18 protein-coding genes are annotated in these 17,556 nt (G+C 63.8%); 5 read left to right on the top strand and 13 right to left on the bottom strand.

What is annotated here, in order from left to right; translation table 11 throughout:
- Positions 1 to 191: 191 nt before the first annotated feature.
- Positions 192 to 362, top strand: a complete 171-nt coding sequence (locus I6F20_RS28810; RefSeq protein WP_036005446.1) for an RNA polymerase sigma factor region1.1 domain-containing protein — start codon at positions 192 to 194, stop codon at positions 360 to 362.
- 31 nt (positions 363 to 393) lie between these two features.
- Here the strand turns inward: I6F20_RS28810 and I6F20_RS28805 are convergent, their stop codons facing one another.
- From I6F20_RS28805 to styA, 3 genes are all read right to left on the bottom strand, one after another.
- Positions 394 to 921: a flavin reductase family protein gene (locus tag I6F20_RS28805; protein ID WP_225128893.1), complete on the bottom strand. Its 528-nt coding sequence runs from the start codon at positions 919 to 921 to the stop codon at positions 394 to 396.
- Entirely contained in the window at positions 921 to 1,223 is a 303-nt protein-coding gene (locus I6F20_RS28800; protein ID WP_057030019.1) for an EthD family reductase, read from the bottom strand. The genes I6F20_RS28805 and I6F20_RS28800 overlap by 1 nt, the downstream gene beginning before the upstream one ends.
- Positions 1,224 to 1,292: 69 nt before the next feature.
- Positions 1,293 to 2,543, bottom strand: coding sequence for a styrene monooxygenase subunit StyA (gene styA / locus I6F20_RS28795; protein ID WP_225128891.1), 1,251 nt, complete (start codon positions 2,541 to 2,543; stop codon positions 1,293 to 1,295).
- Positions 2,544 to 2,637: 94 nt separating this feature from the next.
- Here styA and I6F20_RS28790 point away from each other — a divergent pair, with 94 nt between their 5' ends.
- Both I6F20_RS28790 and I6F20_RS28785 read left to right on the top strand, forming a co-directional pair.
- The gene (locus I6F20_RS28790; protein ID WP_225128889.1) at positions 2,638 to 3,594 is read left to right on the top strand and encodes a LysR family transcriptional regulator; all 957 of its coding nucleotides are present in this window, start codon (positions 2,638 to 2,640) and stop codon (positions 3,592 to 3,594) included.
- A gap of 210 nt (positions 3,595 to 3,804) precedes the next feature.
- On the top strand, positions 3,805 to 4,392 hold the full coding sequence (locus I6F20_RS28785; RefSeq protein ID WP_225128887.1) for a tetratricopeptide repeat protein: 588 nt from the start codon (positions 3,805 to 3,807) through the stop codon (positions 4,390 to 4,392).
- Positions 4,393 to 4,800: 408 nt separating this feature from the next.
- Here the strand turns inward: I6F20_RS28785 and I6F20_RS28780 are convergent, their stop codons facing one another.
- On the bottom strand, positions 4,801 to 5,121 hold the full coding sequence (locus I6F20_RS28780; protein ID WP_225128885.1) for a hypothetical protein: 321 nt from the start codon (positions 5,119 to 5,121) through the stop codon (positions 4,801 to 4,803).
- 552 nt (positions 5,122 to 5,673) lie between these two features.
- Here I6F20_RS28780 and I6F20_RS28775 point away from each other — a divergent pair.
- Entirely contained in the window at positions 5,674 to 5,916 is a 243-nt protein-coding gene (locus I6F20_RS28775) for a hypothetical protein (RefSeq protein WP_225128883.1), read from the top strand.
- Positions 5,917 to 6,219: 303 nt separating this feature from the next.
- On the opposite strand, the gene I6F20_RS28770 is transcribed toward I6F20_RS28775, so the two are convergent.
- The 8 genes from I6F20_RS28770 to I6F20_RS28735 form a co-directional block, all read right to left on the bottom strand.
- On the bottom strand, positions 6,220 to 6,606 hold the full coding sequence (locus I6F20_RS28770; protein WP_225128881.1) for a nuclear transport factor 2 family protein: 387 nt from the start codon (positions 6,604 to 6,606) through the stop codon (positions 6,220 to 6,222).
- A 210-nt stretch (positions 6,607 to 6,816) separates the two neighbouring features.
- Positions 6,817 to 8,460, bottom strand: coding sequence for an amidase family protein (locus I6F20_RS28765; protein ID WP_225128879.1), 1,644 nt, complete (start codon positions 8,458 to 8,460; stop codon positions 6,817 to 6,819).
- Positions 8,461 to 8,686: 226 nt separating this feature from the next.
- Positions 8,687 to 10,183 (bottom strand): ABC transporter substrate-binding protein, encoded by a 1,497-nt coding sequence (locus I6F20_RS28760; RefSeq protein WP_225128877.1) that lies wholly within the window; start codon positions 10,181 to 10,183, stop codon positions 8,687 to 8,689.
- A gap of 56 nt (positions 10,184 to 10,239) precedes the next feature.
- Complete coding sequence (locus tag I6F20_RS28755) at positions 10,240 to 11,244, bottom strand: ABC transporter ATP-binding protein (RefSeq protein WP_225128876.1); 1,005 nt, start codon at positions 11,242 to 11,244, stop codon at positions 10,240 to 10,242.
- A complete protein-coding gene (locus I6F20_RS28750; RefSeq protein ID WP_225128875.1) occupies positions 11,241 to 12,254 on the bottom strand; it encodes an ABC transporter ATP-binding protein in 1,014 nt (337 codons plus the stop codon). The genes I6F20_RS28755 and I6F20_RS28750 overlap by 4 nt, the downstream gene beginning before the upstream one ends.
- Positions 12,255 to 12,256: 2 nt before the next feature.
- Positions 12,257 to 13,144 carry an ABC transporter permease gene (locus I6F20_RS28745; RefSeq protein ID WP_225128874.1) on the bottom strand — a complete coding sequence of 296 codons (888 nt, stop codon included), beginning with the start codon at positions 13,142 to 13,144 and terminating at the stop codon, positions 12,257 to 12,259.
- On the bottom strand, positions 13,141 to 14,091 hold the full coding sequence (locus tag I6F20_RS28740) for an ABC transporter permease (RefSeq protein ID WP_036005490.1): 951 nt from the start codon (positions 14,089 to 14,091) through the stop codon (positions 13,141 to 13,143). Before I6F20_RS28740 ends, I6F20_RS28745 begins: the two co-directional genes overlap by 4 nt.
- Positions 14,092 to 14,175: 84 nt before the next feature.
- Entirely contained in the window at positions 14,176 to 15,597 is a 1,422-nt protein-coding gene (locus I6F20_RS28735) for an amidase (RefSeq protein WP_225128873.1), read from the bottom strand.
- A gap of 124 nt (positions 15,598 to 15,721) precedes the next feature.
- Between I6F20_RS28735 and I6F20_RS28730 the strand changes: the two genes are divergently transcribed.
- Entirely contained in the window at positions 15,722 to 16,609 is an 888-nt protein-coding gene (locus I6F20_RS28730) for a LysR family transcriptional regulator (RefSeq protein WP_225129007.1), read from the top strand.
- Between the two features lie 6 nt (positions 16,610 to 16,615).
- Here the strand turns inward: I6F20_RS28730 and I6F20_RS28725 are convergent, their stop codons facing one another.
- A complete protein-coding gene (locus I6F20_RS28725; protein ID WP_225128872.1) occupies positions 16,616 to 17,551 on the bottom strand; it encodes a carbohydrate kinase family protein in 936 nt (311 codons plus the stop codon).
- Positions 17,552 to 17,556: the final 5 nt, after the last annotated feature.

Below are 17,556 nucleotides of genomic sequence, written 5' to 3'. Positions count from 1 at the left end.
CCTCGTCCTTCGAGGCGGCGCTAACGCGCCTCCTCAGGATGAGGCTCATCAGCATCAGTGCCCGTTGAAACTGCCGCCACGCATTCGATCCTCATCCTGAGGAGCCCGCCCAAAGCGGGCGTCTCGAAGGATGGCCGCAGCGAAAGCCCTCAAATGCGATAACCCAGTAGGGCGACCGAAAAGGTGAGAACATGCTAGTGCCGGACATCATACGACGAGCCATCGAAATTGGCGAACGGAGCGGCAAGATCACATTCGATCAGTTGAATCAGATTTGTGAAGGCCGTGTACTGAGCCCCGAAGACATCGACCGCATTCTGAGCGCTGTGAGCGAGGCTGGAATTCGGATTGAAGAAGACTGACGCTTTGGCTCCTGGCGCAACAACAGAGGTCTCAAGTCCACCATCCGTCACCGGGATAGGCAACGTTATCCGCGGAAGAGATTTCCATCCCGACGCCCCTTCGAAGACGGCTGGCGTAGAATGCGAGAGGCGTTCCCTCATTGTGCCGGCACCAGCGCACCTCGCCGATGAAGAGCGTGTGGTCGGCGATATCGATCGATTGGACCACCTCGCAGGCGAACTGCGCGATCGCCTGCGGGAGCACGAAAAATCCTTGGCGAGCGACGAGCGGCGGAGCGTCGCGCAACAAGGGCCTTCCGGCAAAGTGCGCGCAGATCGCGGCGTCTTCCGCATGCAGGACATTGACCGAATAGACGCCGGACGTGGCCACAGCCTGCCACGTCCGCCCGTGCATGAGAGAGACAAGCACCGTCGGCGGGTTTGCCGAAACGGTCGTGAAGCTGTTGGCGGTCATGCCGAGCGGCGCGCCATCCTCATCGACGGTCGCGACGACGGTAATGCCCGTCGCGAACCGCGATGCGGCTGCTCGAAAACCGGCCGGTTCGGCATGATGGCCCATTACGCGCCTTCGATCTTGAAATGGCAGAGTGTCGCCCCCTTGGGCGAATAGTTTGGCACGTCGGCTGCGACCTTCCGGCCGATCTCCGAACCGAGCGCCGCGTCCATCGCAGCCGCATCGGAGAAGAATGCCTGGAAGATGCAGAACGGCGCCTCCCCCGGTCCGAGTCGTTGGGGGAAAGCGTAATGATGACGCACCAGACCAGGGAGCGTCGCTGCCAGGGGGGCATGCTTGTCGACGTAGTAGGCCCTGAAGGCCGATGGATCGTCGGGCGTCGGGTAAAGAACGGTCAGGCAATGCATTGGTGTTCCTCTCAGACATGGTTCAGCATCCGCCCAGGAGCGGAACTGAGTCCGTACGGCGGTTCGTCGTCAGGCGGCGATCCTGCCGCTTCTATCGATCCAGGCGTGGATGCGTTTGTCGCTCGCCAGACGATCCCACTGGCGCTCCGGATAATTGAAGTTCTCGGTGAACTCGTCGCAAAGCTCCCGGTCCTGCGACATGGCGAAGATCAGCCGGCCCATGGCTTCCGATGGCGGCTGCAGCATCATGTTGGTCCAGCGGGCAGCGGCAAGCACGCGGTTCTCGCGCGCACGGTCGACGTCCTCGACGAAGCGCGCATCGAATGCCACCGCATCGGCGATCGCCTTGCCGAGCTCGAAGGCCGCATATGAGGCCATGTTGGCGCCCTGGCCCATCAAGGGATCGACGACGGAGTGAACGTCGCCCAAGGCAATGGCGAGCTTGTCGCCGTCGAAAGCTACCCAGGACTGCCGCACCGTCGGCACCACCGCGCCTTGCAGCAGGTCGAGCGGCTGGGCCAGCCCGAAGCGGTGCGTGTCGATCCGGTTGTAGGTGTGCGGATGATGCTTTTCCAGCTTGTCCAGAAGAGTCTGGCGGAATGCTGCCGGGTTGGCGTCATAGCTGAGCGAGACCAGGTCGGCCATGTCGCCGCCGGGAATGTTTTCCATCAACAGCGCCGTTTTCATGCCGCCGAAGCTCAGCGTGGGAATGACGATCATCTCGCCATGGCCGGGCGAGACGGACAGGGTGACGCCGCGCGGATCGTCGCCATCCGGGCTGCCGTGATCAACGCCGTCGTACAGGCCGACGCAAAGCAGGCGCTGCGGCCGAGTGTACGGAGAGAGTTCGGGCCGGTGAGCGAACATGCGCCCGAGGGCGCCTTTGCCGGTGGAGACGACGAGAAGGTCGAAGCGCGAGACCAGCGCGGGGATGTCGTCATCCTGAATGCTGGCATATTCGATCAGGCCGCCACGATCCTCGAAGTCCTTCATCAGTGCCGGCAGGTAGATCCGATAATCCACCGCGCGGCTTGGCCGCTGAAAAGCACCGCGGAACAGGAGCCCGCCGTTCGGGAAATTGAAGTAATGATCGTGGTGGTGATAGACTACTCCGGGATCGTCCCAGTGGTTCACGCCGAGCTCGTTCTCGCGCGCGATGGTGACGCTGTGATGCGCGACGGTGTTCATCAGCCGTGTCGCCGCATATTGCTCCGGCGCGCGATCCGTCAGCACGGTTGCCGTAATCCCCTGCTTCTGCAGGTAGAGCGCCAGATGCAGGCCGCCGATGCCGGCCCCGAGAATGCCGATCGATTTGCTCATTCGCGTTCCTCCCCTGAACGGAGGAAGGCTAGACCGGACCCGCCATGACCGTATATGGAATGGTCAGAATAATATAAATTCCGGCGAGGAATGAATGGACCGGATCGAGGCGCTGCAGACCTTCATCCGGGTGATGGAGGCAGGGAGTTTCACCCAGGCCGCCGACGACCTCGGTTTGGGGCAGCCCGCGATCAGCAAGCGCATCGCGCTGCTGGAAGCCGAGTTTCGCTGCCGGCTATTCGTGCGCACCACGCGCAAGCTGCGGCCGACGCCCGAAGCCGACCGCGTCTTGAAATACGCCAAGGACATCGTCGCGCTGCTCGAGAGCGCCGGCGCGCCGACGCAGAGCCGGGTCGGCACTCCGTCAGGGACGTTGCGGATGACGGTGCCGACGTCGTTCGGCCGCTTCTTCTTCCGTGAGATCTTCGCCGAATATACCCGCCGCTATCCTGATGTCCGGCTGGACGTCAGTTTTACGGAACAGTTCGTCGACCTCATCGAAACCGGGACCGAGCTTGCGATACGGATCGGCAGCCTCAATTCGAGTTCGTTGGTAGCGCGGCGGGTGGGCACCATTAAGCGGTTGCTGGTGGCGTCGCCCGCGCTGCTTGCGCGTCATCAGGTGCCCTCGCTGCCGGATCATCTGCGCCGCATGCCCTGCGTCACCTACTCACGCCTGTCGCAGAAGAATCAATGGACGTTCGAATCCGAAACCGGCCGTTACGTCGTGGACATCGCGCCGGCGATGACCTGCGACGATGCGGACGTGATGACGCTGGCTGCATTGGAGGGGATAGGCGTCGCCGTGCTGCCGAACTGGTGCACCGCCGAGCACATCGCGGCCGGCCGTCTCGTCCATGTGCTGCCCGACTTCGTCGTGCCGCCGCTGCCCATGCACATTGTCTATCCCGACCCGCAATGGATGTCACACCGGGCGCGACTGTTCCGCGATCTGATCATCGAGCGTGCGGACGTCTTTGCGCTCGCTGATCGCTTTCGAAACGCCGATCTCGCCCCTTCGGCAACCACGGAAACTGGCTCGTTCCGTTGAGTGTTCGGCGTCTGGAAAGGGGCCACAAGCAGCAGTCGAGGTACGCACGGCTCCGCCGCCGCTCTGAGAGCCAACATTGATGGCCTCAGCATTGTTCGGCTCAGGGCCAGAAGCGGACAAACGTCGCTTCCAATTGTTAGCCACAGAGTGGTGTTTCCTTAATTTCCTGTGTGACAAAATCCGAGGATCGCAGGGATATTGCTTTGAACGATGCGGCTTTCACTAACGACCCGCGCTGACAATCTCGCTAAGCGTCGTAGCAAGATTCCTGAATGGATCGCTGCTGCATCGTCCGGCGACGTGGACGCTCAGTTGGCCCTCGCGTGGGAGTATGCCCGAGGTGATGCCGTTGCGCCCGATCTCGTGACGGCATGGAACTGGTTTGATCGTGCCGCCTCATCTGGTCAGGAGAACGGCGTCTTACATCGAGCCCGCTTCCTTCAGCTTCGCGGTGTCCCGGAGGGGGTTCGAGAACTTCGCAAGCTCGCTGTCAAAGGTAATTGGAACGCACAGTTTTGGCTCGCGACGCACTATCAGTCCCGAGACGGGCGTTTGAACCAGTTGAGAGCCGCCGTGTGGTACGACCGATCCTACAAAAACGGCTTGCTCGGCGGCAAGCTCGCCAAGCTGGCGCAACTGAGAAGAACCGCGCATCAACCCTACAAGACTGTGTTTGCCGTCAGGCTCCTCATTGAAGCCTTTTCGTTTTTCTTGCAAATTTTTCGTCAAGAGCAGAAGATCGAACTCCACGAGGTGCTTCTGTATCGCTTAAAGAGCAGACCTCGTGAGAGCAGCTAATCGGCGGTTGAAGTCTGCATCGGGTCAAAAGCTTGCGCTAATCGCGAGGTTTCTTGACTATGAAATCAAATGTTGAAGTAGGACCCTGCTGCCTCTTCCAATCCGCAAGCCTCTCCTCTTGCTCGTGCAACTCACGATACAGCTCAGACATCCGGGCAAATATCGACCGGATAGTTTCATCATTCGCGGCCTTCGAAATCTGAGCACATCGCTCGGCCGTGTCGAGATTTTCGCTGATGAACGCTGTCTCTACGCTACCACTAGGCCCTTACCTTGGCCTTCCGGCCAGACGTCTCGGATGCCTCAACGCATGCTTGTACTCGGATCGGGAAATGAACGGCCAAGCATTGTAATCTCCAGCCGCAAGAAAGCCGGAGGCACGATCGTGAGAAATCGGATTGTGCCAACTCACCACATCGGGCGGGCGCGTCGCATCGGGTGGAGGCCGGGCAATGAAATCTTCCGCCAACGGTACTCAAAGTCGCCGTCGAGAAACAATATCCAGCGCAGCACTTCGCGTTTCCAGACCGGATCGAGGCTGTGACGTCCGACCAAGCGATGCTCCTTCATATCGCTGTAGAGGAGCCACGACATGTCTGTAATCGCCCAGATCGCTGGGTCCCCGTCGTTCACCGGCATAGTTCGTTCAAACTGATCGTTGGTAATCGAGTTGGCAATCAGGTGTCTAAGGTTTCGTGAAAGCTGGTCGCGTGCTGCGCGATCTATCATCCTGCTACTCATCCGATCCGGCCGGTGGATCATTCACCCGGCAAACCTTCCGTTGAGTTAGCAGCTTTGCTCGCAGTTTAGAGAAATCTAGCGAGGTCCGCTTCGGGTCAAAAGCCGCCGGTTTGCCCAGCAGTCGGGGCGCTTCCGGTTTACCCCGCTCGGGACAACTCGTCGCTACGCCCTAACGGAAGATGGGCCAACAGCGGAAGTCGCGCTCGTTCGATCAGCTCGTTGCGCAGATAAGTCCTTGGCTCAGACTTCATTTCGGCAGCCCGGGGCAATGTGCCGCACGCCGGTTGATGGAAACGCGGTTCGGGGATGAGAAAAAAGGAGCTTCCGATTTCGGCGCAGCGGAGTTGATACCGCACGGGATCACCACAGTGGTGCCCTGACCTTCCGCCGCCACTGTGGAGCCAAGTCGCTCGGGCGGGGGTCGCATGGTGGTCGGCACGAGACGGAAAGTTCCACTCCGGCGGCCTGCCTGTGACTGCGTCCGTATAGGCAAATCGCGGAGCGACGCTCCGACGTCGGCTTTCGGGGAGCACACGGGTCATGGATGAAATCCTGCGTTGGGTGGCGACAGTCGGCACGATCGGGGCCGGGCTGATCCTAGCTGCGCGGGCGCGGCCACTCGTTACCGGCTGGGCCTTCGTCGTACTGAGCGGTGCATCGGTGATCTGGATCGTCGTCGGCTATCTAACAGCGGAATATGCGCTGATGGTTCAAAACGTGGTGGTGACACTTATCAACGTGTTCGGCGTCTACCGATGGCTGATCTGGAAAGGAAATGTATGAAATCGATCTGCCTGCGCGCTCTGCCGTCCGCGCGCGCACAGGTCAAGCTTAGGCTCGGCGAGCTCTGTCCGGTCTTACGTCACGTCCATTGGGAGATTTGCGGGTTAGCGAACAGGTAAGATCGGCTCCCCTACCCCGGTAAGCCCAGTCCATCGGATATACAAATTGAGAACGGCAGTAAGTCCGATATGGATCATGAGCGCCAATTGTCGGCACGCAGGTTACTTCCGATTTCCCCGATGAGCCGACAACAGAACGCTGCCTGGACCTGCACCTCTGGGCCACATTCGGACATGTGCGTCGTTAGGCTGACGAAGGTCCTTCAATAATCTTCCAATACGAGTCCTTGCGGATCACTTCGTCCGCGCGAAAAGTGTAAAAGTCACATCCTCGGACCTCGATCTTTTTTCCTTCGCCGGTAGTGCCCGTTAGCGTCCATTTTGAAATGCCCGTGTTTGCCATCGTATCCACAAAATGCTCGGCGTCGCCGTAGTGAACATCCGGTAAGCCTTCAAAGCGCGTCGCGAGCCCGTCTCGTACGTTGCGCTTGCCCTCGAAGCGGGAGCCCCACGGCTTGCTTCCCCTCGGCATCTCCAAGACACAATCGTCAGCAAAGAACTCCATGATGGAATCCAAGTCGTGCGCGTTGAACGCTTCACACAGCGCCGTCAATTTCGATCGAATGTCCATCCTTCCCTCCATCGAGTTCCCGGAAGGGATACAATAACACAAGGGCACGCAGGTGAGTTGAAGGGCCGATTAGACGTCCGATCGATGTCGCCTTCGGGTCACAAAGCGCCCTCCGCAGGGCAGGACGGCACGTCCGCCATATCGGTGAGAACAGACAACGGATTTGTCAGCGCATGCCACCGGCACCAACCGGCGCACGCACAGTGCACTCTAAGGCGCCGGCAAGCCGGGCAGCGGCTTGCGCTTGGCGGAGGCCTGCTCATACGCGTAGGCCAGGCGTAGCAGCTTGTGCTCGCTCCAGGCGCGGCCTGCGAAGGTAATGCCGAACGGATAATCGGGCGTGTCCTTGCCGTCGTCTGTGCCCGAAACGAGCCCGCCCGGCACCATGACGCTGGGATAGCCCGCCCTGGCGGCGATTGCGGCGCCGTATGCGCCGGGGAACAGGACGGCGTCGAGCTTGTGTCGGCTCATATAGGCATCCATGCCGCGCGTCTTGGCCGAGAGCAGGTCCATGGCGCGCGCCGATTTGTACTCGCGCTCGCTGAGATCGCCCCTGGTCATCTCCGCGGCGAGAAAGTGGTCCTGGCCGAAACGCAGCGCCCTGCCCGCATTCGCCTCGTTGAAGGCGACGATGTCGGCCATGGTCTTGATGTCCGTATTGGTCGCCCAATCCTTCAGATACAGATTGAGGTCGTGCTTCATTTCGTAGAGGAAGACGACCGGCGGTCGGGTGATCGTGCCTTTGTGGGCGCTCAGCGGATTGCGGTTGAGCACGGCCATGGTCGTGCCCGGCCCGCCGATCCAGCCAAGCGTCGGCATGCTGGCACGCACGATGACGGCTCCGAGATCCTCCAGCACCTGGATCGCCTCAGTCATCAGCTTGGCCGACTTCGGTGGCAGCTTGCCGTAATAGCAGTCGTTCAGTGGGTCGGCATGGTCGCTCGGCACGCCGATGCGCGCCCCCTTCATCGCATCGCGGGTCAGACCGGCGGTGTAATCGGCCGGCCGCCGCTGCTTTTGCGTCGCTGGGTCGAGCGGGTCCTTGGCCGCCAGCACGTTGAGCAGCAGCGCTGCGTCGCGCACGGTCCGCGTCATCGGCCCTGCGGTGTCCTGGCTGTGCGCGATCGGCACGATACCGGCACGACTGATCAGCCCGACGGTCGGCTTCACGGTGACGAGGCCGTTCTGGCTGGCGGGAAACAGTAGCGAGCCCGAAGTCTCCGTGCCGATCGAGGCCGCACACAGACCGGCCGCCACCGCGACCGCCGGGCCCGCGCTTGAGCCCCCCGGGGACACGACGGGGATGCCGTGATCGTCGGCAGGCGCCGGCGCATAGGGGTTCTTGACCTGGCCGCCCAGCGACGAAAAGCCGTGGGACATGTCGATTGCGAGCATGTTGGAAAATTCGGTCAGGTTCGCCTTGCCGAGGATCACCGCGCCGGCCTCGCGCAGCAGCTTGACGAGCGTCGCATCGTCGCGTGCGCGTGCGCCTTCCAGCGCCAGCGAGCCCGCCGTGGTCGGCTGCGCGTCGCCGGTTGCGATGTTGTCCTTCACCAGGATCGGGATGCCGGCCAGCGGCCGCTCGGCCGACGGCTCGGCGCCGTCGAGCCTGCCCGCGATCGCGAGCGCGTCGGGATTGAGCGCGCGGACCGCGTTGAGCTTGGGCCCGTCGCGGTCGTAGGCTTCGATGCGCGCGAGATAGGCTTCGACCAGCGCCGTGGCCGTGACATGCCCACTGGCCAAGGCATGAGTGATATCGCTCATCGGCGCATGATCGAGCTTCAAGGAGATCGGCGCCTCGGCGCTGATGGCCGCCGCGGCAATGCCTGCATCGCGGCGGGATGATTTCTGCACTTCTGCCTCGCCCGACGGCGCATCTCCACCACGAGACGCGAGCATGCCATCATGCCAGTGTTTTGCCCGACGGGTCAACTTCTAGGCGAATCGCGTCGATCGTACAGGCGCGACGTGTAAACCATTGAAACGATTGACCCCCGCTACTGTGCATGGGGTTGTTTTCAGGTTTTTGTTTTGAGTTGTCCTCTCCAATGCGTGGAGAGGACACAGCAACGGACGTCGCCTACTCCCAATACCACGTGGAGAAGTCGTTCTCGTATTGCGGCACGTCCTTCCAGACGCCCTTCAGCTTCTTGGCTGTGATGGTGATGAGCTGCGGCTGGAACAGGTAGGCGGAGACCGCGTCGGTGGCGAGCATGCGCTGGGCGTCGCCGAGCAGCTTGGCGCGGCCGGCTTCGTCCGGCGTCGAGACGATCTGCTTATAGAGCGCGTTGAACTTCTCGTTGTTGTAACCGAGGTAGTAGTCCGGCTCCGTGATCTTGACGAGGTCGAACGGCTCGACATGGCTTACGATGGTGAGATCGAAATTGTGCGGACCATTGCCGGCGAACACCTGCGACAGCCACTGCGCCCATTCGACGTTCTCGATCTTGGCGATGATGCCGACCTTGGCGAGCTGGGCCGCGGCGATCTCGCCGCCCTGCCGCGCATAGGACGGCGGCGGCAGCTTGAGCGACAATTCGAGCGGCGTGGTGACGCCGGCCTCCGCGAGCAGCTTCTTGGCCTTCTCGGGGTCATAGGGGTTGATGCCGGTGGTGTCGACATAGCCGAGCGCGCCCGGCACGTAGAAGCTGCCGATCGGCGTGCCGAAGCCGTCGACGGCGCCGTCGATCATGGCCTTGCGGTCGATCGCGGCAAGGATGGCGCGGCGGACGCGGACGTCGTCCAGCGGCTTCTTGCGGTGGTTGATGGCGACGATGGTCTTGGCCCGGGAGCCGCCGACCAGCACCGTGAAGCGCGGATCCGCCTTGAACTGTGCCAAGGCGCGCGCCGCGGCGACGCGCGGGAATGCATCGACGTCACCCGACAGCAGCGCCGCCACCTGCGCCGCCGGATCCGAGATGAAGCGAATCGTCACCTTGGACAGCTTGATCGCGGAGGCGTTGCGGTAGTCGGCCCATTTGGTCAGCGTGAGCGAAGAGCCCTTAGCCCAGCCGCCAAGCTGGTACGGTCCGGTCCCGACCGGCTGCGTGACATTGGTGCCCGCGCTCTTCGGCTCGACGATCGAGCCGCCCGCCTGCCCGAGCAGGAACGGCAGGTTCGGCTCGGAATATTTCACGGTGATCACGACGGTGTCGGCGTCAGGCGTCTCGACCTTCTCGAAGGCCTGGTACAGGCTCTTGTCCTTGTTGGTGCTGGTCGGCGCCGCGTTGCGCTCGAACGAGAACTTCACCGCAGCGGAATCGAACGCTTCGCCATTGTGGAATTTGACGCCCTTGCGCAGCTTGAACGTATAGGTCTTCAGATCGGGCGAAGCGGTCCAGCTCTCGGCCAGCAGCGGCGAGACCGAGCCGTCCTCGTTGATCTTGGTCAGCGTCTCATAGATGTTGTAGAGCGTGACCTCGGCGATCGCGGCGGCGGCCGCATTGGTCGGGTCGAGCCCCGGCGGCTCCAGCGCCATCGCCATGACGACGCTGTCCTTCTTGCTCTGCGCCAGCACCGGCAAGGGCGCCGCGACGAGCGCAGCGGCAAAGGCGACGATCGATAGTTTCCTGAACATGCGCAAACTCCCCTGCCAATCCTGTTTCCAGCTTAACGCCAATCCTGCCCCGGACACTAACCTTCCATGGCCGCCTGCGGCAACGCCATCACAGCCTCGGCCTTGTGGCAGGCGGCAAGGTGCCCCTCGCCCACCTTGCGTAACGCAGGCGGAACCTCGCGGCAATGCTGGTCGGCAAGCGGGCAGCGCGATGCATAGGGGCATCCGGTCGTCACCGCCGAGTGCGAGGCGATCGCCTGGGCCCCGCGCCGGCGGCGGCCACCCCCGGCGCGAGCCCGCGGCACCGCCTCCAGCAGCGCCCGCGTATAGGGATGGGCGCAGCGCTCGAACAAATCCTCTGGCCGCCCCTGCTCGACGATGCGGCCGAGATACATCACCGCGACCTCGTCGCAGAGATAGTCGACCACGGCGAGGTCATGGCTGATCAGGATGTAGCTCAGGCCGAACTGCTCCTGGAGGTCCTGCATCAGGTTCAGCACCTGGGCCTGCACGGAGACGTCGAGCGCCGAGACCGGCTCGTCGGCAACGATCAGCTTCGGCTGGGTGATCAGCGCACGCGCAATCGCGATGCGCTGGCGCTGGCCGCCGGAGAATTCGTGCGGATATTTTTCCATGTCCGCATCGCGCAAGCCGACCTGGCGCAGCACCGCGGCGACGCGGTCGCGGAACGTGGTGCGGTCGGCACCTTCCAGCACGGTCAGCGGCTCGGCGACGATCCGCGCGATGGTCTGCCGCGGATCGAGCGAGCCGTAGGGATCCTGGAACACCATCTGGAAATCACGCCGGGCGCGGCGCAGCTCGTCGGCCGGCAAGCGGTTGAGATCGCGCCCGAGCAGCGCGACCTGTCCTGCGGTCGGCCGCTCCAGCGCCATCACGACGCGCGCGAAGGTGGACTTGCCGGAGCCGGACTCGCCGACGATGCCGAGGCTCTTGCCGGCTCGGACCTGCACACTGACGCCGTTGAGCGCGCGCACCTGCCCCGGCGGACGGAACAGGCTCTCGCGCGGGAGCGTGTAGCGCTGTTCGAGATCCCTGACGTCGAGAAGCGGCGCGGTGCTCATGCGGTCAGCGCTCCGACGCGTTCGGCCATCGACACGTCCGTTCTTATGCAGCGCGCAAAATGGCCGGGCCCGACGTCCACCATCGGCGGCAGCGCGACGCGGCATTGGTCGATCACCAGCGGGCAGCGATCGGAGAAGGTGCAGCCGGACGGCAGATCGGCGAGCTCCGGCACCGTGCCCGCGATCGTCTTCAGCCGCGTCCCCTTACGCGCGCCGAGCTTGGGCCGGGCACGGAACAGGCCCTGCGTGTAGGGATGGCCCATGCGACGGAACACCTCGTCGGTCGGGCCGCTCTCGACGACGGTGCCGCCATACATCACCATCATGCGCTGGACGTTCTCTGCAATGACGCCGAGATCGTGCGAGATCAGGATCATGGACATGCCGCGCTCCTCGACGAGATCGGCGATGAGGTCGAGGATCTGGCCCTGGATGGTGACGTCGAGCGCGGTGGTCGGCTCGTCCGCGATCAACAGGTCCGGCTCGCACGCGAGCGCCATCGCGATGGTGACGCGCTGGCGCTGGCCGCCGGAGAACTGATGCGGATAGGCATCGACACGACGCGCGGGGTCGGGCAGCCCGACGCGGTCGAGCAAGGCGATTGCTTCCCGACGAGCCTGCGCCGCCGAATAATTCTTGTGACGGCGCAGCGGCTCGGCGACCTGGGTGCCGATCGTGTGCATCGGATTGAGCGCTGTCATCGGCTCCTGGAAGATCATGCTGATGCGGTTGCCGCGCAGGCGGCAATAGTCGGAATCCGCAAGTCCGACGAGTTCGTCGCCGTCCAGCTTGACGCTGCCGGTCACGACGGCACTGTCCGGCAGCAACCCCATCAACGACAACGCCGTGACCGACTTGCCGCAGCCGGACTCGCCGACGAGCCCGAGCGTCTCGCCGCGCGTCAGCGCAAAGCTGACACCGCGCACGGCCTGCGCTGGCCCGCGGCTGGTGTTGAGGCGAACGCCGAGATTGTCGACCACGATTAGCGGCATGTTGGAGCACTCGGCCATCGTCATCGCTCCCGCGCCAGCCGGGGATCGAGCAGGTCGCGCAATCCGTCACCGAGCAGGTTGAGGTCGAGCACCGAGATTGCGATCGCAACGCCCGGATAGACCGCGAGCATCGGCGACTGGAACAGCAACGTCTGCGCATCGTTCAGCATCCGTCCCCAGGACGGCTGCGGCGGCTGCGTGCCGAGGCCGAGATAGGACAGCGCGGCCTCGGCGAGAATGGCGAGCGCGAACTGGATGGTGACCTGCACGATCAGGATCGACAGGATGTTCGGCAGCACATGCTCGATGGTGATGCGGAAGCGCCCCTTGCCTGCCGCCCGTGCCGCCAGCACGAATTCACGCGCCCAGATCGCATTGGCCGAGCCGCGCGTCAGCCGGGTCAAGGTCGGGATCTGGAAGATGCCGATCGCGACGATCGAGGTCACCATGCCTGGCCCCACCACGGCGGCGAGCATGATCGCGGACAGCACGGCCGGAAAGGCGAAGGTGAAATCGGAAAAGCGCATGATGATCTCCTCCGTCCAGCCGCGCCGGGCCGAGGCGATCAGGCCCAGCGTGACGCCGAAGGTGAGGCCAATGCTGACGGCGATGACACCGACCATGATGGTGGATCGGGCGCCCGCAAGCAGCAGCGAGACGATGTCGCGGCCGAAGGAATCGGTGCCGAGCCAATGCGCCGCCGAGGGCGGGCGGAGCTTTGCGGCGATGTCGATTTCGTAAGGCGACCACGGCGTCCATACCAGCGACAACAGTGCCGAAGCCAGCACCAGAAGGCTCAGCGTGCCACCGAGGACGAAGCTGCGGTGGCGCAGCGCGCGGCGCCAGAACGTGCGCGCCGGCAGCGGACGCGTTGCGACGGGCGCGTCGATGGTGATGGGCGCGCTCACAGGTCGTGCACCTTGATGCGGGGATCGATGAAGGCATAGAGCACATCGACCACGAAATTGACGATCACCACCATCGCGGCGAGCAACATCACGCAATTGCGCACCACGATCAGGTCGCGGTTGGCGATCGACTGGAAGATCAGGCGGCCGAGGCCCGGCAGGTAGAACACGTTCTCGATCACGATGGTGCCGGCGAGCAGATTGGCGAATTGCAGGCCCATCACCGTCATCACGGGGATCATGGCATTCCGCAGCACGTGGCTCCACAGCACCTCGCGCTTGCCGAGGCCCTTTGCGCGGGCGGTGCGGACGAAATCCTCGCGCAGCACTTCGAGCACGGCCGAACGCGTGACGCGCGCGAGGATCGCGGCCTGCACCACCGCGAGCGAGATCGCGGGCAACAGCAGCGACCTGATCCCCGGCCAGATGCCGTCCTCCCAGCCGGCAAAGCCACCGGCCGAAAGCCATTGCAGCCGCACCGAGAACAGCAGCACCAGGAGAATCGCGAACCAGAAATTCGGCAGCGCGATGCCCACTTGCGTCAACGACATCACGCCGACATCGCCGAGCTTGTTGTGGTTGGCGGCGGTGTAGATACCGGCCGAGAGCGCCAGCGTCACCGTGATCGTCATGGCCATGATCGCGAGCGGAATGGTCAGCACCAGCCGCTCGGCGATCAGGCTGCCGACCGGGGTGCCGTAGACGTAGGAATTGCCGAGATCGCCGACGAGGAGGCCCTTGATCCACTGCAAATAGCGAACCGCCAGCGGCTGGTCGAGGCCGAGCTTGACGGTGAGCGCGCGCACCGCGTCGGGCGAAGCATCAGCGCCCATCAGCATCTGCGCTGCGTTGCCGGGCAGCGCGTCCAGCACCAGGAAGATGATCAGCGATGCGCCGACCAGCGTCGCCAGCAGAGTCAACAGACGTCGGAGGACAAAGACGCTCATGCGCGCTCGGCTTCAGGGCTCACCCAGGCCACGATCAACATGTCCGGACGCCTTAAGCAAGCTCTTTGCTGCATCTCCATCTCCTCAAGACGGCCAGCGGGACAGAAGGTCGCTTGACGCCTCGAACAGAGCGCTCACGCGCAGCAATTCCGCGTCGGCCCGGAAACGGCCGACCAGTTGGAGCCCGATCGGCAGCCCGTCGCGGGCAAAGCCCGAGGGAAGGCTGATCGCGGGGTGACCGGTCATGTTGAACGGCATTGTCCAGGGGAACCAATGCGGCCGGACGCTGTCGTAATGCCTGCCGTCGATCTCGATATTGCCGAACAGGTCCTGCTTGATCGGCAGCGCGGTGCGCGTCAGCGTCGGCATCGCCAGCAGGTGACCGCGCGCAAGCAGCGGTTGCACGCGGCGGAACAACGCGGTGCGCGCGAACATCGCCTCCTGATAGTCGATGCCGCTGACTTCGCTGGCGAGCGCGAGCTGCTTGAGGAAGGCCTCGCTCAGTTCGTCCCGATGCTCGGCCGCAAGCTTGGCAAAGCGCGTGCGCCAGACGGTGTGGTTGATGGCGCGCCAGATCGGCTCGATGTCGAACCCCTCACCGGAGAATTCCTCGAGCTCGGCCCCTAACCCGGCCAGCCGGTCGAGGCTCACCTTGAAATTGGCGGCGACTTCGGCCGATACCGGACGGCCCGGCGGCGTCAGGCAGTACAGGATCCTCAGCCCGCGCAAATCACCATGCGGGGCGGCGGTGCCGATGAAGTCGGGCACGGGCACGCCGATCGACCAGGGATCGATAGGATCTTCGCCCGCCATCGCCTGCATCATCAGCGCAGTATCGGCGACGGTCCGGGTGGTCGGCGTGACATAGGTCTGGTTGCCGAACACGTCGAGCGCCTGGCTGTGCGGGATCACGCCGTTGCTCTGCTTCAGGCCCACCACGCCGTTGCAGGCGGCCGGAATTCGTGTCGAGCCGCCGCCGTCGGTCGCAATAGCGAGCGGCGCGATGCCGCTCGCCACAGCGACCGCCGCGCCGCCGCTGGAGCCGCCGGAGGAACGGCAGGCGTCCCACGCATTGCGGGTCCGACCGAACAAAGGTGAATCGGTGAGGCACTTGCTGCCGAACTCCGGCGTCGTGGTCTTGCCGATCAGGATCGCGCCTTCGCTGCGCAACCGCGCGACGGCGACGGCATCCTCGGCCGGCACATTATCCTTGTAGGGAACGGCGCCGAAGGTGGTCTTGACCCCCTTGGTATTGACGATGTCCTTGACGGTTACGGGGATGCCGTGCAGCAGGCCGAGCGGTTCGCCCGCCATCACCTTGCGCTCGGCTTCGCGCGCCGCTGCGATCGCCTCGTCGCCGCACAACGTGACGAAACAGTTCAATTCGGGCTGGAGGGCCTCGGCGCGGGCAAGCACAGCGCGGGTGAGCTCGACTGGCGAAATCCGCTTTGCCGCGACGAGACCGCGCAGCTCGGTCGCGGACAACAGACAGGGATCGCCGTTCATCCTCACATCACGCTCCGAAGCGGGCCGCCATTGGCCCGAAGACATTGACAGCGAGAATGACAGTTTTGTTAACTCGCCGTCCAATACGATTTTTATCGCCAACCCATACGCTCTCGGTATGCCAATGGATCTTCGCCGGCTCCGCTATTTTGTCGCCGTTGCCGAGGCGCGCAGCATCGGCAAGGCGGCCGAGCAGCTCCGGATGGCGCAGCCGCCCCTCTCGGTCCAGATCCGCAAGCTCGAGGCCGAGATCGGCGCGCCGCTGTTCCGCCGCGGCACCCGTGGCATGGATCTGACCGAGGCCGGCCAGGCATTGCTGGCGCGCGCCAGCGAAGCGCTGGCGTTGGCAGCCGACGGCGCCGAAGCCGCACGCGCGGTTGCTTCGGGACGGCGCGGCCGGCTGTCAGTCGGTTACATGTTCGTGCTGGCGAATGCGAAGTTGCCGCGACTCATCCCCGAACTGCGCCGCGCAGTTCCCGGCGTCGACCTCAGCTTCGTTGAGCTGAGCGCCTCGACGCGCGAGGCCCGCGTGCTCGACCGCAGCGTCACAGTCGCGCTGTGTATGCCCGCAATCAATCATCCCGAGATACAGGTGGCAAAGATCGGTGCACAGCCTTTCATGCTGGCCATGCCGATCCGCTCGCCACTCGCCCGCTTGAGCTCGGTGCCGATGGCCCGGCTGCAGGGCCGCCCGCTGATCGCACTCCCGCATCCGGACCATGGGCCCGCCTCCTCCGCGGTCGTCCCTTTATTGCGTCGGCACCAGGTGGTGATGCCGATCGCCAGCCGGGTGGAGACGGTGCATTCGGCGATGAGCCTGGTCCTGGCCGGCGAAGGTCTCGCCATCCTGCCGGCCTGCGCACAGCTCGGCGCGCCACGCGGAGTCGTGTTCAGACCCCTGCGTGACGTCACTGACTCCCTCGACATCGCAGTCTGTTGGCGGCGGGACTCCCACAGTCCGTTGATCGGAACCTTCCTCAAATGTGCCGAGAAGGCCGTCGCGCGGATGTGACGTGGGCTACCAGTCCCAATTGATCTCGTGGCTCCAAGGCGGATCGGCGCCCGGACGGGTGCAGGTCAGGCCGGCACAATTGGCGGCGAAGGAAAGCGCACGGCGGAGCTCGTCCGCGCCGATGTCCTGCAATCTCGGCCGGGCGATGCGATCCTGCTTGTAAAGTGCCAACAGCAGCGCCGCCTGAAAGCTGTCGCCGGCGCCAATAGTGTCCGCCACCTCGACCTTCGGTGCTTGCACTTCGATCTGCCCTGCTTGCGCATGCCAGGCTATGGCACCGTTATTGCCGCGGGTGATGACGACGAGGCTCGTCCCCTGCCCCAGCAATGTGCTCGCGCGCTGCTGATACGGCTCCTCGCCGAAGAGATAGGCGAAATCGACGTCCGACATCTTGATGAGATCGGCACTCCTCGAGAACTCGACCATGCGGGCGAGATAGGTTGGCTTGTCCTTGACGAGGTTCGATCGGCAATTCGGATCGAAGGAGATCGTGGACGACGCCCGCGCGTCTGCGATCAGCGCCTTGGTCTCGGCCGCACCCTGGTCGTTGACCAGCGTGGTCGAGCCGACATGGACGGCCTCGACAGTATCGAACGGAATGGACCCATGCCGGTAAGTCCAGTTCCGCGTCGCGGTCTCGGCATCGTAGAAGGCGTAGTGCGACTCGCCCTCGACAATGCGGACAAAGGCGAGCGTGGTCTGGTGGTCGCTGCGGGTGGCGAGATCGAGTGCAACCTTCGATGCGGAGGCATGATCGGCGATCATGCGCCCGAACAGGTCGGTCGAGATGCCGCCGACGAAACCAGTCGGCGCGCCCAGCCGCGCCATGCCGATCGCGACGTTGAGGCAGGAGCCGCCGACCGCGGGCATCACCGCTTCGCGCCCTTCGACGTTTCGCGTCGGCACGAAATCGATCAGCGCGTCGCCGCAGGCAATCAGCATGTCCT

Origin of the sequence: Bradyrhizobium sp. IC3123 (assembly GCF_020193625.1) — a bacterium.
In the GTDB taxonomy this organism is placed as follows: Bacteria; Pseudomonadota; Alphaproteobacteria; order Rhizobiales; family Xanthobacteraceae; genus Bradyrhizobium; species Bradyrhizobium yuanmingense.
Note: the sequence above shows the minus strand (reverse complement) of the source record. Positions and strands in the feature narration are given on the sequence as shown.